Below are 18,809 nucleotides of genomic sequence, written 5' to 3'. Positions count from 1 at the left end.
TATCATGAAGATTAAAATTTGGGGAAATGTGGCCTGAGTTAAATTCCCAAACAGACCCCTTTTGGGGCATGATGACTAATTTGTTCAAATATAGCCGGCTTGCGCAGTGGCTTTGTAAGGTATTTATCAAGACCAGCCGATAGTATATCTGCCTCATCACCGCTCATCGCATGCGCTGTCAATGCAACAATCGGGGTGTGGGTTTTCGATGCGCTTTCAAGAGCGCGTATCGCCCGCGTAGCGTCTTTGCCATCCATTTTTGGCATCGAAATATCCATAAATATCAAATCTGGTTTATAGGTTTTATACAGCTCTACCGCTTCTTCTCCGTTGGCGGCAAAAACCAAGTCGATATTCAAAGATTTAACCATCTTTTTAAAAACCAATTGATTGGTTTTATTGTCCTCGGCGGTCAATATTTTCATTTTATTACCCTCGGCGTCTGCTGAGGAAGGCTCAGGTGAGGCTTTGTTGGGAACACATTCCGGGATTTTGGTTTGGTTCAGGGTTTCTAAGGTGGAATATAGTAACGGCCGAGATATTGGTTTTTGTAAAACGCCGCTTAATAACGGCGCATTGGCGTGCTTTGAAATATCGGCTGCAGAATTACTAATCATAATAAAGGCTGGGGCCTTGGGTTTCTTAGCAATAGTTTGAACCAATTCAAAGCCACCCATATCAGGCAGATCAAACCCAACCAATACCAAATCTGTGAGCTCATTTATGGCGTCGAGTGTTGCGCGGCCATCGTGGCAAAGTGTTATGTTACTGGCCAAGTCTGACAGTTGCTTTTGAAGTATAGAGGCCGCAAAAGATGATTTTTCAGCAATGACAATATGGTCAAACCTATTGCTAATATTCGGGTAGCCATTCTTTGGAGTTTCAACCCGTTCAAGATCAAGGTTGAAACCAAACTTTGAACCAACGCCTTCTTCAGACTCCACCCAAATTTTACCACCCATCATGTTTATCAGGCGTTCTGAAATCGCCAACCCCAGACCAGTTCCTTCAAAACGACGGTTTTTCTGATTATCGACCTGATTGAATTCCCCAAAAATATGTGAGATTTTTTCAGTAGAAATGCCAATACCAGTATCTTCAATAACAACTTCAAGTGCACAGACGGTCGCGGACTGTTTTTGACCTGTCACGCGAACCAATACATGCCCTTCAAGAGTAAACTTTAGGGCATTGCCAATCAAATTTGTCAAAACCTGGCGGATGCGACCCGGATCAGCGATAAACTGACTGACCAGAGAAACATCATAATCTAACAGAAGATCAATGTGTTTTTCAGTTGCGCTCGTTTGCAGCATAATTAGAATTTGGTGAATTGATTTTTCTAAGTCAAAAGGCTCGGGATACAAACTCATCTTGTCGGCTTCAATCTTGGAATAATCAAGCACATCATTGATAATCACCAAAAGTGCTTCACCAGAGGTTTTGATGGTATCTACGTAAAGCCGTTGTTCATCATTCAAAACTGTATCGGCCATCAAATCTGCCATACCGACTACCCCGTTCATGGGCGTGCGGATCTCATGGCTCATATTTGCAAGAAATGCGGATTTTGCGCGATTTGCACTTTCAGCGGTTTCCTGAGCAGCCTTTAAAGTTTTTTCATGGGTGACTGATTCAGTGATGTCTAAAACCAAACTAACCACATCACCGCCATGTCCTCGCCGGTCAATCAATTGAATGTATTCTTCGTTCCAAAGCTGGATTATAACAGAATCTGGATGATCACTTTGCCATCGTTCATGCATTTCAGCGCGCCATTCTGCGGCTGATGCTGAGCCGATATTTACAATACCCTCCTCGGTCAAAAGCTGAAGAATACGGGCATAGGGTACCCCGGTCTGGATTTCTTCCAATCCATCAAAAATTGAAAGATAGGCGTTGTTGGCCATCACCAGCTGGTTGTCGATGTCAAATACGGCAAACCCGTCACGAATAGTTTCTATCGAGTGCCACAATCGCCGTTCAACAATTTCAATTTTCTGATGGGCAACGGTTAAGTCGGATTTGACCTTTTGGTTTTCGGTGCGAACACTTGAGATTTCAGCTCGTGTTTCAACGATTTCTTCACTAAGCGCCTGGGCATGACGCCCAAGTTTACGATTGGCAGCAAACAGTTCTGCCTGTTTGAGTTCGAGCAATCTTTCTGCAGCCAAGCGGCCGCGCCGCTCTTCTGCCAGCTTGCCAGAAACACTCATCAAGGCACTCCGATCAGATAAAAATTTCTGTCTACAAAATTTTCAGATCAAGGTGAATATCACCTTAATTTAAGCGCCTTCGGGATCAAAAAGTAAAAAAAAGGGCTTTTTATTGCTTTTTAAACAGCGCAATTTTGCCCTTATCATCTTTATGCGAACTGGTGTTTCGAGCTCCATAAATGGCGATATCAACTAGTTCGAAATTATAAATCTGTCCATCCAAGGCAGAAAATTTGCTTTCAAAACCCTGTGTTTTCCAATGAAACGCATTGATTGAAATAGCAAATAATGCATCGGGCAGTGCAATAGCTAAAAGGTGATCTAATGCCTCAGGTCCAACATGGCCAGTGGTAAACGTGCCAGAACTGATAAGACCCGCATAGTGGTTAGATCCCAGGTCAAAGGGGATTGTGATATCCTTCACCATCAAGTTTCGATACACGCCTTTCAAGGCTGCAACGCTCAACATTTCTTGAGATATGTCCAAAGCGTCAATTGGCCCAATACCATAAGATGTCAAAGCCTCTGCTGCCAAACCCGTGCCAGCGCCAATATCCAAAACCGGGCCTAGACCACCGGAATTGGCAAACAGCCGCGCCACTTCTTGCGGCAATTGATAGTCCATTTCATCGGCAAAGCTTTGGTCGTATTCCTCAGCCCAACTTGCGTACAAACGGATATTATCATCTGGGGTTTTTAAGCCATAGGCGGCATCTAGATCGGGTGTGGTTTTACGCATGCCTCTACCCCAGCAGTCTTAAGCGCTAAAATCAAGCGGTTTTCCGATAACGGCTTGCGGCCATGCGGGCTTCATGTGCAAATAGGGTATGCAGAACCAGATGCTTTCCTTCGGTCATGGCTATTCGGCCCAAGCGCTTGCGCGGATGCTCATTCCGCTTGGTTGGCAGGTAACCGGAACCACCCGTACCCCAGATAAGGCAGAGCGGATGCGCTCGGCGGGGGTCACACCACTTTTATGGGATAAAACCGATGAAATAGCAGCAGCGCTGGGTGCATCCACGCATGTTTTGGTGTCCGCTGGCCCTGATGCGCAGGGTGATCCGGTGCTGCGTGATTTTGGCTGCGCGCTCAATGCGCGGGCTGGCCAGTTCAAATGGGTTGGATATTTGTCGACAACAGGGGTCTATGGCGACCATCAAGGCCAATGGATCGATGAAAATGCACTGCTTGCACCGGCTACCAAACGCGGCATAGCCCGTATTGCAGCAGAGCGCCAGTGGCAGGAAATTTCAGAACTCAAGCTGCATATTTTCCGCTTGGCCGGGATTTATGGGCCGGGCAGAGGCCCGTTTTCCAAGGTCAAAAATGGTACGGCGCGGCGAATTATAAAGAAAAATCAGGTTTTTAGCCGAATTCACGTGGATGATATCGCTCAGGTTCTGCACGCGTCTATCAACCGTCCGCGCTCTGGGGCGGTTTATAATGTTTGCGATGATTATCCTGCGCCGCCGCAAGATGTGATCGCGCATGCCGCCGAATTGCTTGGCATGCCGCTACCGCCAGTAGTCAAATTTGAAGAGGCTGAGATGACCCCGATGGCCCGTAGTTTTTATGCCGAAAGTAAGAAGGTTAAAAACGACCTGATCAAAACGGAATTGGGGGTATCGTTGCGCTATCGCGATTACCGTCAGGGCTTGGCAGCGCTGCTTAAGCTTTAGAGGATATCTTCGAAACTCCGAGCAGGTTCAAGACCCTATCTACAATAGCCTCAGCATTTAATCCTGCAGTGGCATACATTTCTGTGGGGCTGGCCTGATCAATAAACTGATCGGGCAGGACCATCGAGCGGAATTTAAGCCCGTTATCAAACACGCCTTCATTGGACAAAAACTGCATCACATGCGATCCGAACCCACCAACAGCGCCTTCTTCAATAGTGATAAGGACTTCATGGTTTGCTGCCAACGACAGAATTAATTCATGATCCAGAGGCTTGGCAAATCGGGCATCGGCAATGGTTGGATCCAGACCTTGTGCAACCAATGTCTCACAGGCTTTTTGAACTTCCCCAAGACGGGTGCCAAACGATAGGATGGCAACCCCGCGGCCTGACCGTATTAGCCTGCCTTTACCCAGCTCAAGCACCTCGGCCTTTTCGGGTAATTCGACCCCCTCGCCTTCGCCGCGTGGATAGCGAAACGCAATTGGCCCTGTATCATGCGCTGCCGCAGTTGCCACCATATGTACCAGCTCAGCCTCGTCGGCTGCGGCCATCACTACCATTCCGGGCAGATTGGCAAGAAAAGCAATGTCAAAACTGCCAGCGTGGGTCGCTCCGTCAGCGCCCACAAGACCTGCGCGGTCTATGGCAAAGCGCACCGGCAATCCTTGCACCGCCACATCATGTACCACCTGATCATACCCACGCTGCAAAAACGTTGAATATATCGCGCAAAAGGGCTTAAGCCCTCCCGCGGCCAACCCCGCGGCAAAAGTCACACCATGCTGTTCTGCAATGCCCACATCAAAGCAACGCGATGGGTAGCGTTTGGCGAATAGATCAAGCCCGGTACCATCTGGCATTGCAGCTGTGACGGCGCAGATTTGCGGGTCGGCTGCGGCTTGGTCAAGCAAGGCACCGGCAAAAACCTTGGTGTATGAGGGAGCGTTTGAGGGCGATTTTTTTTGCTCACCTGTCAGCACATCAAACTTTGCCGTTGCATGACCTTTATCACGCGCAGTTTCGGCGGGCGCGTAGCCTTTACCTTTTTTAGTGATGGCGTGGATCAGAATAGGACCGGTGGCGCGTTCATGCACAGTGCGCAGCACAGGCAGTAATTGATTGAGGTCATGACCATCAATAGGCCCAACATAAGAAAAGCCCAAAGCCTCAAACATGGTGCCACCCACGGCCATGCCTTTGAGTATATCTTTGGCGCGTTTTGCCCCTTCGCGGAACGGTTCAGGTAAAAACCCGATCGCACCTTTGGCAGCCTCTTTTAAATCTTGGAACGGGGCACCGGCGTATAGCTGGGAAAGATAGGACGACAGCGCGCCAACTGGCGGGGCAATTGACATATCATTATCGTTCAAAATCACAACCATGCGCTTTTTTAGATGTCCGGCATTATTCAGCGCCTCATAGGCCATGCCGGCGCTCATGGCGCCATCGCCGATCACGGCCACAACATCGCCCAACCCGCTGGCGCAAGAGCCGCCCAGATCGCGTGCAACGGCAAAGCCGAGGGCGGCGCTAATCGAGGTGCTGGAGTGTGCGGCACCAAAAGGGTCATAGGGACTTTCGCTGCGCTTGGTAAATCCGCTTAGACCGTCTTTTTGGCGTAGGGTGCGAATCCTGTCCCGCCGCCCGGTTAGGATTTTATGCGGATAGCTTTGATGGCTGACATCCCAGATGATTTTATCACGTGGTGCATCAAAGATGGCATGAAGAGCCACGGTCAGTTCTACAACCCCAAGGCCAGCGCCAAGATGGCCACCGGTTTCCGCAACTGCGGATATGGTTTCGCTGCGCAATTCGTTGGCAAGCTGCTGCAACTGGGCCTCACTAAGCTGTTTTAAATCAGCTGGTGACTGGACCTTATCGAGCAGGGGTGTATGCGGGCGTTGTGTCATCAAGTCTCTTTGAACCGATCTAGCTTTCTCTTGAAATAATAAACTTGGCGCAATGCTGCAAGGGCTCTGCTTTTATACCAAGGGGTGTCACAGCATCACAGGCCTCGCTTATCAGCTCTTTTGCCCGCTCTTTGGCGCCTTTGAGCCCAAGTAAGGAAACAAAAGTGGCTTTTCCCGCCTCAGCGTCTTTGTTAAGCCGTTTGCCGGTCTTTTTGGGATCGCCCTCGACATCAAGAATATCATCCGTGATCTGAAAGCCCAATCCGAGGGCAGCGGAATATTTTGCCAATGGTGCAGGATCCTCTTGTGCAAGGATCGCCCCAGCTTGTGCTGACCAAGAAAAAAGCGCCCCGGTTTTGTGGCGTTGCAATTCGGTAACTTGCATAAGGTCCAATGGGGAGGGTGCAGTTTCTGCGGCTATGTCCTGCGCTTGGCCCAAAACCATTCCTGCAGCGCCCGCAGCACGCGCAAGGCGCAGGGCAAGATCAGAGCGCAAATCGGCTAGGGGGCTGCACTGGGGGTCTAATACCAGTTCAAAGCCAAGCGATTGCAGGGCATCCCCGACAAGAACGGCGGTGGCCTGATCCCATTTTTTGTGCACCGTTGGCTGGCCCCGACGCAAATCATCGTCATCCATGCAAGGCAGATCGTCATGCACCAAAGAATAGGCATGAATAGCTTCAATTGCCGCAGCTGGCCAAATGGACTGGCTTTGAGGCACATCATAAATGGCGGCGCTTTGCATCACCAGAAATGCCCGCAGCCGTTTGCCGCCGCGCAGGGCATAGCGCATTCCCTGCACAACAGGGGTATCGCCCATTGGCGCCATCGCCTGATCTAGCTGGGTTTCAACAGTTGCGGCGTGCTTTGCAAGCCGTTCACCAAACATCACAAACCTTCGACAGGTGTTGTCCCTGATGGCGCCCCGTCATTATCGAACGTTATGGCCGCAACTTTCTCTTCGGCTTCTTTAAGCTTGGCTTCACATCGCTTTTTTAATTCAGCGCCACGTTCATACAGTGTGATAGACTGATCTAGCGCAACATCGCCCCGTTCTAAAGCGCTGACAACTTTTTCCAATTCTACCATGGCCTGTTCAAAGGTCATTTCCGCTATCGGTGTATCCGTCATTGTGCTGCCTCACTAAGAATTTCGACATGGGCCTTAACCGATGCTGCCAAGGCCTCTAGATCATACCCGCCTTCGAGCGCAGAAACCAGCCGTCCGTGACAAAGATCGCTGGCCAAAGCGCAAAGTTGCTTAGTCAGCCATATAAAATCGTCTGTGCTCCAATTCAATTGTGCCAATGGATCATCGCGGTGTGCGTCAAAGCCGGCAGATACTAAAATCAGCTCAGGCTTGAAATCTATGATCTTTGGAAAGGCAATCCGATTATAAGCGGCGCGCATTGTTGCGCCATTGCTGTCTGGGGGCAGGGGAATATTAACCACATTACCAAAAGCACCGGTATCGGTTTCCGCGCCAGTTCCGGGCCAAAGCGGCATTTGCTGTGAGGTGACGGTCAAAGCGCGTGGCTCATCCCATAACAGGTCTTGGGTTCCGTTGCCATGATGCACATCAAAATCAACCACGGCCACCCGCTTTAGCCCGTGATAATCCAGGGCGTGTTTGGCACCAAGCGCGACATTGCCAAAAAGGCAAAATCCCATCGCGGTTTGTGTTTCGGCATGGTGCCCAGGGGGTCGCACGGCAGCAAAAGCATTGGGCGCGTCGCCCTGCAGGACCATATCAACCGCCCGTAGCACGCCCCCCGCCGCCCGATAGGCCGCCTGCAAAGATCCCGAAGACATATGCGTGTCCCCATCTATGGCGGTAAAGCCGGCCTCTGGTGCGGCGTTGCAAAGGGCGTCGATATGTGATTTGGGATGAACGCGCAGCAGATCATCATCGGCAGCCAGCGGTGCACTGATACGGGTCAGATCAAGTGGCTCTAGCGCCTGTAAAATCCGCTCAAGGCGTGCGACCTGTTCAGGATGCCCCGGCGGGGTCACGTGTTTCAAACAATCGTCGTGCGTGATCAAAGCGGTTTTCATCAAATTCACCTATCAAACAAGTTTTACAGATATTTGCCGCAATGCCTGGCTTAAGTCTAGATCGTTTTTCGCCATTCAAAAGCGTTGCGATACACGGCTATTATCATTTTAATGGCGCAGCAACTTGGGATTTCAAATTCTCTTAACCTGGGGTCATTCCCCGCAGTTTTTCAGAGCGGCGCCTGAGCAATTCCAATGTGGTCAGCAACAAAATAGAAAGTGCGACCAAGATCGTTGCCACAGCCAGGATTGTCGGGCTGATTTGTTCGCGCAGCCCCGTGAACATTTGCCAAGGCAGCGTTTTCTGACTGGCCGACCCCACAAACATAATCACCACAACCTCATCGAAAGAGGTGATAAAGGCAAACAGGCCGCCCGAAATGACACCCGGCAAAATGAGCGGCATTTGAACTCGGAAAAATGTAGTAACAGGGTTGGCACCCATATTTGCCGCCGCTCGGGTCAGTGAATTATCAAAGCCCACCAAGGTTGCAGTGACTGTGATGATCACAAAGGGGATGCCCAGCACAGCATGGGCCAGAACGACTTTCATATATCCGACAAGGTTCTTATCCAGACCTATTTGATTTTCCAGAAATTTGCCCAACCCGGCATAAAAGAAAAACATTCCGGTTGCTGAAATGATCAATGGAACGATCATGGGCGAAATTAGGATCGCCATAATCGCCCGTTTAAATGGCACATGGCTTTGGCTTAGACCAATGGCCGCGAGCGTGCCCAGTGATATGGAAACTATCGTCGCAATTGGGGCAATAATCAACGAATTCTTGAACGACCGCTGCCATTCGTTATTGGTAAAGAAGTCATTATAGTGCTTCAACGAATAGCCAGCTGGATCAAAGCGTAGCATTTCTGGTGTGAAGGTAAAGAAATCCTGTGCATTAAAGGACAGCGGCATCACCACAATAATCGGAATGATCAGAAAGGCGAAAATCAGCCCGCAGATAATTCTAAATGTAAAATGCCAAAGGACCTGACCGGGGGTCAGATAAGGGTGAAGACGCGCGCGGTAGCGCCCCTCAAAAAGCCAAAAGATGAACCAGCCCAAAAACCATCCGAAGAGCGCGCCGGTTAAAGCGCCGACCAACCCAAAGAAATATAAACCAGCTATCAATGTCGCCGCGATAAGCCCATAGCGTGCGGTTTTTTCCTTGGTAACCATGGAGGTTACTAAATAGGCAATTGCAGCGGTTATTGCGGCCCCTGCAATCAGCCCTAGCGGGGCATTTCCCATGGACATACCCATGAGCACGCCGACCAACGCGCCAAGCAGAGCCGTGACGGATAAAACGAACGATAATGGTTTGCGCGAAATCACAGTAAGTGCAGCCATGACCTCACCCTCCCAACTTGACGTTGTCGATGCCGACCATCTTATCATAGGCCCAATACAGGATCAGAACAGCAACCAACAAGATTGTTCCTAACGCTGCCGCAAGTCCCCAGTTCAAGGATCTTAGAATGTGATAGGCAATTCGGTTGGAAATAAACACGCCTTTTGTACCACCCACAATTTCTGGCGTGATATAATATCCAATCGCGAGGATAAAAACCAAAATTGATCCGGCCCCAATGCCGGGCACGGATTGTGGGAAATAGACCCGCCAAAATGCAGTCGTGTTGGTCGCGCCCAGCGATTTGGCGGCCCGAACATAACTTGGCGGAATAGTTTGCATCACCGAGTACATAGGCAGGATCATAAAGGGCAGCAGGATATGCGTCATAGCAATGATCGTTCCGGTTTCATTATTTATCATTACCAGACGGGCACTATCGGCCACCAAGCCAAGTTGTACCAGAACGTCATTGATCACCCCCTGTTGTTGTAGCATCACCTTCCAGGCGGATGTGCGCACGAGCAGGGAGGTCCAGAACGGCAATAGTACTAAAATCATCAATAGGTTGGCATGTCGCATCGGCAGATTTGCCAGCAGCCAGGCCACCGGATAGCCCAGCAATAAGCACGAACCCATGATAGCAAGCGACATGATCAGTGTTCGCCCAAACAGCGTTAGCAAAATTTGTTTATTTTCGGGTTGAAACTGCGGGCCATCAATGGTTTTGCGCATATCAACCGCGTTCAAAAAATAGCCGCTGGTATAGTTTGAGCTATGAACTTTGAGCGTTTGCCAAGTTTCAATTTTGCTCCAACCCTTGTGAACATCCATGAGCTTTTCTTTGAAAGGGCCGTCTGTTTCCAGATCCCATTTTTTGGCCTTGCGGGCGGTCTTTTTGAACAGCGATGCGATGCCAGACTGTTCATAGTTTAATCGCAACCCGACTTTGGTGTGAACCTTTGCTTTTGCGGCTTTTTGAATGTCTGAGGCGAAGGCCGCATAGACAGCCTCGTCTGGCAGCTCACCAGTTGATGAGTCCCAAGTTTCCAGCGCGGCCACCGTTTGGGGAAGCGTTGTTGCCACGATATCGTTTTCGACGGAACGGAATAACATCGTCACGATGGGCAAAATAAAGGCGATGAAGATAAATGCCAAAAGTGGCGCGATCAGTAAAAGAGCACGGATCTTTTGGCGACGCAGCGCCCGAGCTAAACTTTGTTTAAGGGGTTTGCCGTCTGCGGAAAGCATCGGTTCGGTGTTGGTCGAAGCGCTCATGGTTTGCCTGATACAGCTGTGGAGTTGAAATTAAGTAGAAAAAAACGGGAAGGGCCGATGTAGCCCTTCCCAATTGTACGAGCTTACTTAGCCAGCCATGCTTGGAACTTTGCGTCCAGGTCATCGCGATAATCGGCCCAGAAGTCATAGTTCATCAAGAACGCACGTGACAGGTTTTCAGGTGCTGTGGGCATATGTGGCCCCATGTCGATGCCCAAATCAGCGTGCTTTCCAACCAGCGGCGCAGAGGATGCACGAGCTGGACCGTAGCTGATCCATTTTGCTTGATCCGCAAGACGCTGAGTGTCCGTGGCAAACATGATGTAGTCAAGTGCGCGTGCTTGACGCTCTGGGCTTAGACCTGCTGGGATAATCCAGCCATCCAAATCCATAACCTGACCATCCCAGATCATCGCAACAGGCTGCTTCTGCTCTTCGATCAAAGAGAAAAGACGGCCGTTGTAGGTGGCGCCCATGATGACTTCGCCGTCTGCCAAAAGCTGTGGTGTATCAGAACCTGATGAAACCCAGATCACATCGTCTTTGATAGTATCCAGTTTGGCGAGTGCCTGATTTTGACCTTCTTCTGTCTCCAGCATGTCATAGATGTCTGATTTTGCAACGCCGTCGCAAAGCAATGCCCATTCCATTGTGTTGATCGGCACACTGAACAATGACCGCTTGCCAGGATAGGCAGCTGTATCAAACACGTCACAAACAGATGTTGGTGCTGTGTCACCGACGAGGTCAGTCCGGTATCCAAATGTTGTTGAGTACACGATTTGTGGAATAAAGCACTCAGACACCAGCATATCGCCAAAGTCTTCTGAAGCAGGTGTTCCATCAGGCGCTGCTGCGAGCATCGTGTCAGGATCGATGACCATTGCCAAACCTTCGTCGCAAAGCTGCATCGCAGGCGCTGCTTCTACGTCCACAACATCCCAAGTGATATTGCCGGCTTCGTTCATCGCACGCAGTTTGGCAACCGCTGTGCTAGAGCTGTCATCATTTAGAATAGTAACACCTGTCATTTCCGAATAGGGGTTATGGTAGGCGTTCAATTGTGATTTTGAGTAGGCACCACCCCATGACACAATGGTCATTTCGCTTGCCATATGGCCATCTGCAAATGCAGAACCAGCCATTAATGACAGCGCAGCGCCTGTCAAAATTGTTTTAGTTGATTTCATTTCAGTCTCCCATGTCGCCCGTAATTCAGCTAACTGGTCCAAGACACGAGCTAATCTAATGGACCCTCAGTGGATCGCACCTTTTGCTTTTGGTGCGAATTCGAAAATTCAATCATGCATCTAGTGCGCGGCAGTCTTCCGGTAGCCAGCCAATTTCAATTTTATCACCGGGTGTTAGGCGCGTTTGGTCGGGCGCATTTCGTGTTTTAACGATAAATTCATCATTGCCGGCAACGCGAAGACGGGTGCGAAAAATGTCTCCCATATAGATGAATTCGAGCACTTCGGCTTTTAGCTTTTGTGCGTTGTCATGAATTCGGTCTTTGTTGTATTCAACCCGCTCAGGCCGGATCGAAACCCGTGTCCGTTCGCCGGGCTTGCTGACATTCACCGGCTTGCAGGCGATCACTTCGCCGCCCTCCAATTCTACCATTGCCAGCCCGTCTTTTATCTCTTTCACGGTGCCTTCCATGGTGTTATTCTCACCGATGAATTGGGCAACAAAACTATTTTCCGGCTCTTCATAAAGCTGATCTGGCTTTGCCAGTTGCTGAATGCGCCCATCGTCAAAAACGGCGACCCGATCCGACATAGTCAGCGCTTCCGTCTGATCGTGGGTCACGTAAACAACGGTGATCCCCAAACGGTGCGCAAGATCGGTGATTTCAAACTGCATCTTTTCACGCAATTGCTTATCAAGCGCGCCAAGGGGTTCATCCATTAAAACCAGTTCAGGCTCAAATACCAAAGCCCGTGCCAAAGCGATCCTTTGTTGTTGGCCGCCCGATAGCTGTGCAGGCCGCCGGCCGCCAAAGGCGCCCATTTCCACCATATCCAAGGCCCGCTTAACTTTTTCTTCACGATCAGATTTGCCCATTTTACGGACTTCCAAAGGAAAGGATAGGTTTTCGGCGATGGTCATATGAGGAAAAAGCGCATAGTTCTGAAAAACCATGCCGATACCGCGTTTATGCGGAGGTATGTTATTTATCGAAACCCCATCGAGCAAAATATCACCGTGGGTGGCGGTTTCAAATCCTGCAAGCATCATCAGGCATGTGGTTTTGCCAGACCCTGATGGCCCAAGCATGGTCAAAAACTCACCGCGTGGCATTTCAAGATTGAGGTCTTTTACGACCAGAGTTTCGCCATCATAGCTTTTCTGAACCCGGTCAAATTGAACGAATGCATCCCCTGCTGTGTCTTTTGCCAATTCTGGCTCCCTGTTTATTTTGGTTAGCTGTTAGGCATTTGACCCTAACTCTACAACTATTCACCGGTTATATTGCAAGCATATTGCGGCACTTTAGGCCCAAATATTACCATTAACTCGCGGATTGATCAATTGATCGGCATTCAGCCCCTTCTAGATTCCCGTGAAAAGCTGGTTCCCTTAGATTGCGGCGAATCATAGATTATTATGAATCACGTTTTTCCCTAATTACACCCATTTGCGAAAAAAACTCCTGTTTTACAGGGGTCAAGCAGAAAATTTGGCTTTTGGCTTTCAGTGCGCGGGTTTGAAACCCCATGCTTAGGCTTCTTGCCACAATCCTTCGCTTCGCACTTGTGCAGCAGTTTCATCCAACGCAATATGAACGCGGTCTACTAACTGATCAATTTCAGCAGTGGAAATGATCAAAGGCGGCGAAATAACCATCCGGTCGCCCACGTGGCGCATAATCAGATGGTTGGCAAAGCAGCGCTCACGGCACATATATCCGATCGTACCCGAAGCGGTCTTAAAGTGCGCGCGATTTACTTTGTTTGGTGTGAGTGCAATGGATCCCATCAATCCTTTGATTTTAGCCTCTCCAACAAGAGGATGATCTGCAAGGGCTTGCCACTTTTGTGCAAGGTATGGGCCGGTCACGTCGCGCACTTGGTCGACAATTTTTTCATCCTCTAAAATACGCAGGTTTTCCAAAGCAACAGCTGCGGCCACCGGATGGCTTGAATAGGTATAGCCATGAGTGAATTCGCTGGTTGCCATCACCTCGGCAACCGCATCGCTCACCACAGAGCCGCCGATGGGCTGATAGCCAGAGCTTAGGCCTTTTGCGATGCTGATAATGTCCGGTCTAATATCATAGGTTTGACTGCCAAACCAATTGCCGGTGCGGCCAAAGCCGCAAATGACTTCATCTGCAATCAGCAGAATTTCATATTTGTCGCAAATACGTTGAATTTCCGGCCAATAGCTGTCGGGCGGTATAATCACCCCGCCGGCCCCTTGTATCGGCTCGGCAATAAATGCAGCCACGCGGTGCTCGCCCAGGTCTTCAATTGCCTGTTCTAATTCGCGTGCGCGCGCAAGACCGAACTCGTCCGGGCTCATATCGCCGCCCTCTGCCCACCAGTCCGGTTGATTAATGTGGTGGATATCAGGGATGGGAAGGCCGCCTTGTGCGTGCATCGCCGCCATACCGCCGAGTGAGGCCCCGCCCAAGGTTGATCCGTGATAGGCATTTTTGCGGCTAATGATGACGGATTTTTCCGGCTTGCCCTGCAGCGCCCAGTATTGGCGCACAAGGCGGATGTTGGTATCATTAGCCTCTGATCCCGAGCTGCCATAAAAGACATGGTTTAGATCACCGGGGGCCAGTTGCGCAATGCGCTCTGACAGATCAATCACTGGCAAGTGGGTGGTTTGAAAGAAGGTGTTGTAATAGGGAAGTTCGCGCATTTGCTTGGCGGCCACATCGGCCAACTCTGGCCGGCCATAGCCGATGTTGACACACCAAAGGCCTGCCATGGCATCAAGAATGTCTTGGCCTTCGGAATCGGTGATGTAAACGCCATTGGCACTTGTGATTACCCGCGCCCCTTTTTCGGCAAGCTCACCTGCCGCGGTGAAAGGATGCAGATGATGCGCTGCATCTCGGCGCTGTAGTTCAGCCGTTGGAAATTGGTTTGATAAAAGCGTCATTTTGCACCTCTTTGATCTGAAATATTACCGCATGAAGCCAGATAAATGTTACCAGCCCCACAATATGATCAAATTTTTTGATGTCAATCTAACTGAAGTGTAATTAGGTCTGTGTCATCACATGGCGAACTTGTTCCATACCTTGGATGACGTCTTCACGGATGGCGCGGGCGGCTTTTTCTGCGTCACCGGCGCGCATGGCTGAGAGCGTTTCTTTGTGTTGGTCAGTCAGGTTTAAGGTGCCAAGCCGACCACAAACAACCCGAAGCGATGGCCCAAAGCGCAGCCATAGTCCGTCGGCAATTGATACTAAAATGGGGGCTTTTGATAGCTCGTACAGGGATTTATGAAAGCGATAGTTGCGCCGCAGATAGGCCGTGACATCCCCTATTTTGATCGCCTGATCCAGTTCTGTATCAATTTGGCAAAGATGGTCTAAATCTTCGGATGTTGCCTGTTGCGTGGCCAATAAAATAAGCTGTGGTTCTATTGCCTGACGGGCAAAAATCAGTTCATTGACGTTCTGCACAGACAGGTATGGAACGCATACGCGCCGGTTGCCCATAAAATCAAGCGCGCCTTCTGCGATTAATCGGCGGATGGCTTCGCGCACTGGGGTCACTCCGGCATCAAGCTGATCGGTAAGGCCTTGGATTGTAACCGCTTGACCGGGGGCAATTTCCCCGAACAGAACCAGATCCCTTAGTTTGCGATACACCGTTTCATGCGCTGGAATTTTGCTTTCATTGGTTAAATTTACATCGTCTTTCATCTGTGCGCTTTCAAGTTTTTGGTGTTATGCGGGTTGTATATACCTGATTTACGGTCAGTTTAACCTGCGAACGACCACATTACCATATTGCAAAGGTTGGTAAATTTGATCAAATTACAAAGCCAAGGAGTAAGCTCAATCGCAAGGGAAAATGTAGTGGTAAAGATGCAGCGCATTTATGAACCGGTGGCGTACGGGGATGATCCGATAAAGGATTGCTTTTGGGCAACAAGTGTTCCCGCGCCGCAATATCCGCCTTTGCGCAGTGATCAGGACTATGATGTTGCAATTATCGGGGCAGGCTTTACCGGATTATCAGCGGCGTATGAGCTGTCGCAAGCCGGTGCGCGGGTCTGTGTTTTAGAGGCAGAGCATCCGCTGTTTGGCGCCACGGGCCGCAATGGTGGGTTTTGTTGCCTTGGCGGTGCCAAGGCCAGCGATGCACAGATTGACAGGCTGGTTGGCAAGCCCGGCCGGATTGAGTACCGACAAAGCGAAAAGGCAGCGGTTGAGTTGGTTGGGCATCGGCTTGATGCGCTTGGGGTTGATGCCGAGGTGCAGCCCGGCGGCGAAACCGAACTGGCCCACCGCGCTAAGGATGCCATCGCCTTGCGTAATGAAATCCCGCGGATCAAAGAAAACTACGGTGTCACAGCAGTGTATCATGCGCAAAGCGAATTGCGCCAACTTGGATTTGGCGGTCCCTTTTACGGCGGACTCACAACCCCGGTAGGCTTTGGGCTTAACCCACGAAAATATGCGCTTGGGCTTTTGCAGGCAGCAGAGCAGTCGGGTGCAAAAGTTTACGGCCAAAGCCCTGTTACGGATATCAAGCCAACCTGCAAGGGCTACGTGTTACAAACGCCGAAGGCGCGTGTCCATGCAGAAAAAGTGATTATCGCAACCAATGGATATTCCAGTGATGATCTGCCCAATTGGATGCGAGCACGCTACATCCCGGTGCAGTCATCGGTGATTGTCACACGGCCCCTTACGGACGCCGAGCTGCAGGCCCAAGGCTATACCAGCACGCAGGTGGCAGCAGACAGCCGCCAATTGCTGCATTATTTCCGGCTGCTGCCTGACAACCGGTTTCTGTTCGGCATGCGCGGCGGTCTTTTTGCAACCCCGCACCACAGCGCATTAATCGCGCAGCAAATCCGCGCAAATTTTGCCGAAATGTTTCCAGCCTGGCGCAAGGTTGAAATTAAACACGACTGGTCTGGGCTGATTTGTCTAACCCGTAATCTGACCCCGTTTGTCGGCCCGATCCAAGAGATGCCCGGAGTTTATGCGGGCTTTGGCTATCATGGCAATGGTGTTGCCATGGGCAGCTATGCAGGCGCGCTGCTGGCCGATCTGGCGCTGGGCGCATCGCAAAAGCGGCTTTATCCAAAGCTTTTTCAGAAGCCGCCGCGCCGATTTCCCTTGGGCCGTTTTCGCCGTCACTTGTTGCGGCCGATTTATAGCCTGATGGAATATCAAGATCGCTAAATTCACCCATGCGGGGTTTTTAGCGCCCGCGCTTTGCCGCGTTCCAGTCCCAGTTGCGCTTCGCGCCAGATAATCAAAACCCCGGCTGCGATCACAATAGTAGCTCCGATAAGCATTTGCAGGCTTGGCACCTCTGCAAACACGAAATAGCCAATCAAAAGCGCAAATAGCATTGAGGCGTAATCAAATGGCGCCACCACCGTGACCGGCGCATATCGAAAGGACAGCGTTAGACAGATTTGCCCAACGCCGCCCAAAACTCCGGCTGCAATCAACAGCAGGGCGGTTTGCTGTGAAAGTGCTGCCCACCCAAACGGCGCTGTCAGCAGGGCGGCGATGGTTGACGTCAGGCTAAAATAAAACGCAATAGCTGCGGGGTGCTCGGTCTGCACCAGTTTCCTGATGTGAGTTTGCGCTAGGGCGATAAACCCAGCCGCCAAAAGCACCAACCCGGCACCAAAGGCCGCCTCGGGCTCAAATTGGCCCGAGGACAGCATAGTTAGCCGTGGCTCAAGCACCACCAATACCCCAATAAGCCCCAGTCCGACGGCTGTAATTCGAAAAAGCCTTAGGCGCTCGCCCAATAGCACAGCGGCAAAAATCACAGTGAGCAATGGGGCAGCATAGCTAAGCGCGGTCACTTCAGGCAGCGGCAAATAGGCAAGCGAGGCAAACATAAGCCCCATGGCCGTGGTGCCGATCAATCCGCGCCATAAGTGCCCCAAAGGCGAGATGGCGCGCAGCCCGGTACGCAATTCACCGCGCAACATGAGCCAGCCGCAGATCACAGGGATCGCAAAAGCAGATCGAAAGAATACCGCCTGCCCCGGCGGTACGGTGTCCGCTGTAGCTTTAATCAGTGAAATCATGGTGATGAAAACCATCACTGAGAACAGTTTTAAAGAAATGGCCCTGAACGGCTGCATGATAAAATCCTAGCCTGCGCAGCGCAGACATGGGATCAATGCGCGTTTTAAATTAGGATGACAAGACCCAATCAGGGCGAACATAATGGCAGGTATAGCCATTAGGTCGTTGTTCAAGGTAATCTTGATGCTCTGGTTCTGCCTCCCAAAAATCGCCAGCGGCCGCCAGCTCAGTTACGACAGGGCCGGGCCAAACACCGCTTGCCTCAACATCTGTAATGGTTTGCTCGGCCACCAATTTTTGCGCCGTATCAAGATAATAAATCCCGGATCGATAGGACAGTCCGCGATCATTGCCCTGACGGTTTAGCGTGGTTGGATCGTGAATTTGAAAGAAAAATTCCAAGAGGCGCCGATAGCTGATTTTAGCAGGGTCAAAAATAATCTCGATCCCTTCGGCATGGGTCCCATGATGCCGGTATGTGGCATTGGGCACATCGCCGCCGGTATAGCCCACTCGGGTTTTTAGCACGCCGGGCATTTTGCGGATCAAATCCTGCATCCCCCAAAAACAGCCCCCAGCTAATACTGCACGTTCACTCATACCAAATCCTCCACCTGATCCAGATAGGCGCCATATCCTTCATCCACCATGTCGGCTTTGGCAATAAAGCGCAAGGCAGCAGAGTTGATGCAATAGCGCAGACCGCCGCGATCGATTGGGCCATCGGGAAACACATGGCCAAGATGGCTGTCCCCATGCGCGCTGCGCACTTCGGTACGGATCATCCCATGGCTTTCATCGCTTATTTCCGTGATATGCGCCGCTTCGATTGACTTGGTAAAACTTGGCCAGCCACAGCCACTTTCGTACTTATCACTTGATGCAAAAAGCGGCTCGCCGGATACGATGTCGACATAAATCCCTGCGGCTTTGTTGTGCAGCAGCTGTCCGCTTCCCGGGCGCTCGGTTCCGTTTTTTTGCGTGACCCAATATTGTTCGTCGCTCAAGCTGGCGATGACATCGGTATTGCGTTCATAGGTGCCCATAATGTTCTCAC

At 50.7% G+C, this 18,809-nt stretch carries 17 protein-coding genes; 2 read left to right on the top strand and 15 right to left on the bottom strand.

Annotation, left to right across the window (positions count from 1 at the left end):
* Positions 1-38 precede the first annotated feature (38 nt).
* Together GN278_16630 and GN278_16625 are read right to left on the bottom strand one after the other, a co-directional pair.
* Complete coding sequence (locus GN278_16630; GenBank protein XAT62248.1) at positions 39-2,216, bottom strand: response regulator; 2,178 nt, start codon at positions 2,214-2,216, stop codon at positions 39-41.
* Positions 2,217-2,325: 109 nt separating this feature from the next.
* Entirely contained in the window at positions 2,326-2,955 is a 630-nt protein-coding gene (locus GN278_16625) for a methyltransferase domain-containing protein (protein XAT62247.1), read from the bottom strand.
* Between the two features lie 88 nt (positions 2,956-3,043).
* On the opposite strand from GN278_16625, the gene GN278_16620 reads away from it, so the two are divergent.
* Complete coding sequence (locus GN278_16620) at positions 3,044-3,895, top strand: NAD(P)H-binding protein (GenBank protein ID XAT62246.1); 852 nt, start codon at positions 3,044-3,046, stop codon at positions 3,893-3,895.
* On the opposite strand, the gene dxs is transcribed toward GN278_16620, so the two are convergent.
* The 10 genes from dxs to GN278_16570 form a co-directional block, all read right to left on the bottom strand.
* The gene (dxs, locus tag GN278_16615) at positions 3,885-5,810 is read right to left on the bottom strand and encodes a 1-deoxy-D-xylulose-5-phosphate synthase (protein ID XAT62245.1); all 1,926 of its coding nucleotides are present in this window, start codon (positions 5,808-5,810) and stop codon (positions 3,885-3,887) included. The genes GN278_16620 and dxs overlap by 11 nt on opposite strands.
* Positions 5,811-5,829: 19 nt before the next feature.
* Entirely contained in the window at positions 5,830-6,699 is an 870-nt protein-coding gene (locus GN278_16610) for a polyprenyl synthetase family protein (protein XAT62244.1), read from the bottom strand.
* A complete protein-coding gene (locus GN278_16605; GenBank protein XAT62243.1) occupies positions 6,699-6,941 on the bottom strand; it encodes an exodeoxyribonuclease VII small subunit in 243 nt (80 codons plus the stop codon). The genes GN278_16610 and GN278_16605 overlap by 1 nt, the downstream gene beginning before the upstream one ends.
* Positions 6,938-7,864, bottom strand: a complete 927-nt coding sequence (locus tag GN278_16600) for a histone deacetylase family protein (protein XAT62242.1) — start codon at positions 7,862-7,864, stop codon at positions 6,938-6,940. The genes GN278_16605 and GN278_16600 overlap by 4 nt, the downstream gene beginning before the upstream one ends.
* 142 nt (positions 7,865-8,006) lie before the next feature.
* A complete protein-coding gene (locus GN278_16595) occupies positions 8,007-9,218 on the bottom strand; it encodes an ABC transporter permease subunit (GenBank protein XAT62241.1) in 1,212 nt (403 codons plus the stop codon).
* Positions 9,219-9,222: 4 nt separating this feature from the next.
* Positions 9,223-10,497, bottom strand: a complete 1,275-nt coding sequence (locus GN278_16590) for an ABC transporter permease subunit (GenBank protein ID XAT62240.1) — start codon at positions 10,495-10,497, stop codon at positions 9,223-9,225.
* 83 nt (positions 10,498-10,580) lie between these two features.
* Positions 10,581-11,687 carry an extracellular solute-binding protein gene (locus tag GN278_16585; protein ID XAT62239.1) on the bottom strand — a complete coding sequence of 369 codons (1,107 nt, stop codon included), beginning with the start codon at positions 11,685-11,687 and terminating at the stop codon, positions 10,581-10,583.
* Positions 11,688-11,799: 112 nt separating this feature from the next.
* On the bottom strand, positions 11,800-12,900 hold the full coding sequence (gene potA, locus GN278_16580) for a polyamine ABC transporter ATP-binding protein (protein ID XAT62238.1): 1,101 nt from the start codon (positions 12,898-12,900) through the stop codon (positions 11,800-11,802).
* Between the two features lie 321 nt (positions 12,901-13,221).
* Complete coding sequence (locus GN278_16575; protein XAT62237.1) at positions 13,222-14,616, bottom strand: aminotransferase class III-fold pyridoxal phosphate-dependent enzyme; 1,395 nt, start codon at positions 14,614-14,616, stop codon at positions 13,222-13,224.
* 103 nt (positions 14,617-14,719) lie between these two features.
* The gene (locus GN278_16570) at positions 14,720-15,388 is read right to left on the bottom strand and encodes an FCD domain-containing protein (protein ID XAT62236.1); all 669 of its coding nucleotides are present in this window, start codon (positions 15,386-15,388) and stop codon (positions 14,720-14,722) included.
* 165 nt (positions 15,389-15,553) lie between these two features.
* Between GN278_16570 and GN278_16565 the strand changes: the two genes are divergently transcribed.
* On the top strand, positions 15,554-16,882 hold the full coding sequence (locus GN278_16565) for an FAD-dependent oxidoreductase (protein XAT62719.1): 1,329 nt from the start codon (positions 15,554-15,556) through the stop codon (positions 16,880-16,882).
* A gap of 2 nt (positions 16,883-16,884) precedes the next feature.
* Here the strand turns inward: GN278_16565 and GN278_16560 are convergent, their stop codons facing one another.
* From GN278_16560 to msrB, 3 genes are read right to left on the bottom strand one after another with little or no spacing between them, the layout of a single operon-like run.
* Positions 16,885-17,808 carry an EamA family transporter gene (locus GN278_16560; protein ID XAT62235.1) on the bottom strand — a complete coding sequence of 308 codons (924 nt, stop codon included), beginning with the start codon at positions 17,806-17,808 and terminating at the stop codon, positions 16,885-16,887.
* A gap of 52 nt (positions 17,809-17,860) precedes the next feature.
* Positions 17,861-18,352: a peptide-methionine (S)-S-oxide reductase MsrA gene (gene msrA, locus GN278_16555; protein XAT62234.1), complete on the bottom strand. Its 492-nt coding sequence runs from the start codon at positions 18,350-18,352 to the stop codon at positions 17,861-17,863.
* Positions 18,349-18,798: a peptide-methionine (R)-S-oxide reductase MsrB gene (gene msrB / locus GN278_16550; protein XAT62233.1), complete on the bottom strand. Its 450-nt coding sequence runs from the start codon at positions 18,796-18,798 to the stop codon at positions 18,349-18,351. Before msrB ends, msrA begins: the two co-directional genes overlap by 4 nt.
* Positions 18,799-18,809: the final 11 nt, after the last annotated feature.

The organism is Rhodobacteraceae bacterium Araon29, assembly GCA_039640505.1.
Taxonomy (GTDB): Bacteria; Pseudomonadota; Alphaproteobacteria; order Rhodobacterales; family Rhodobacteraceae; genus CABZJG01.
This window is presented reverse-complemented; position numbering and strand designations above follow the sequence as displayed.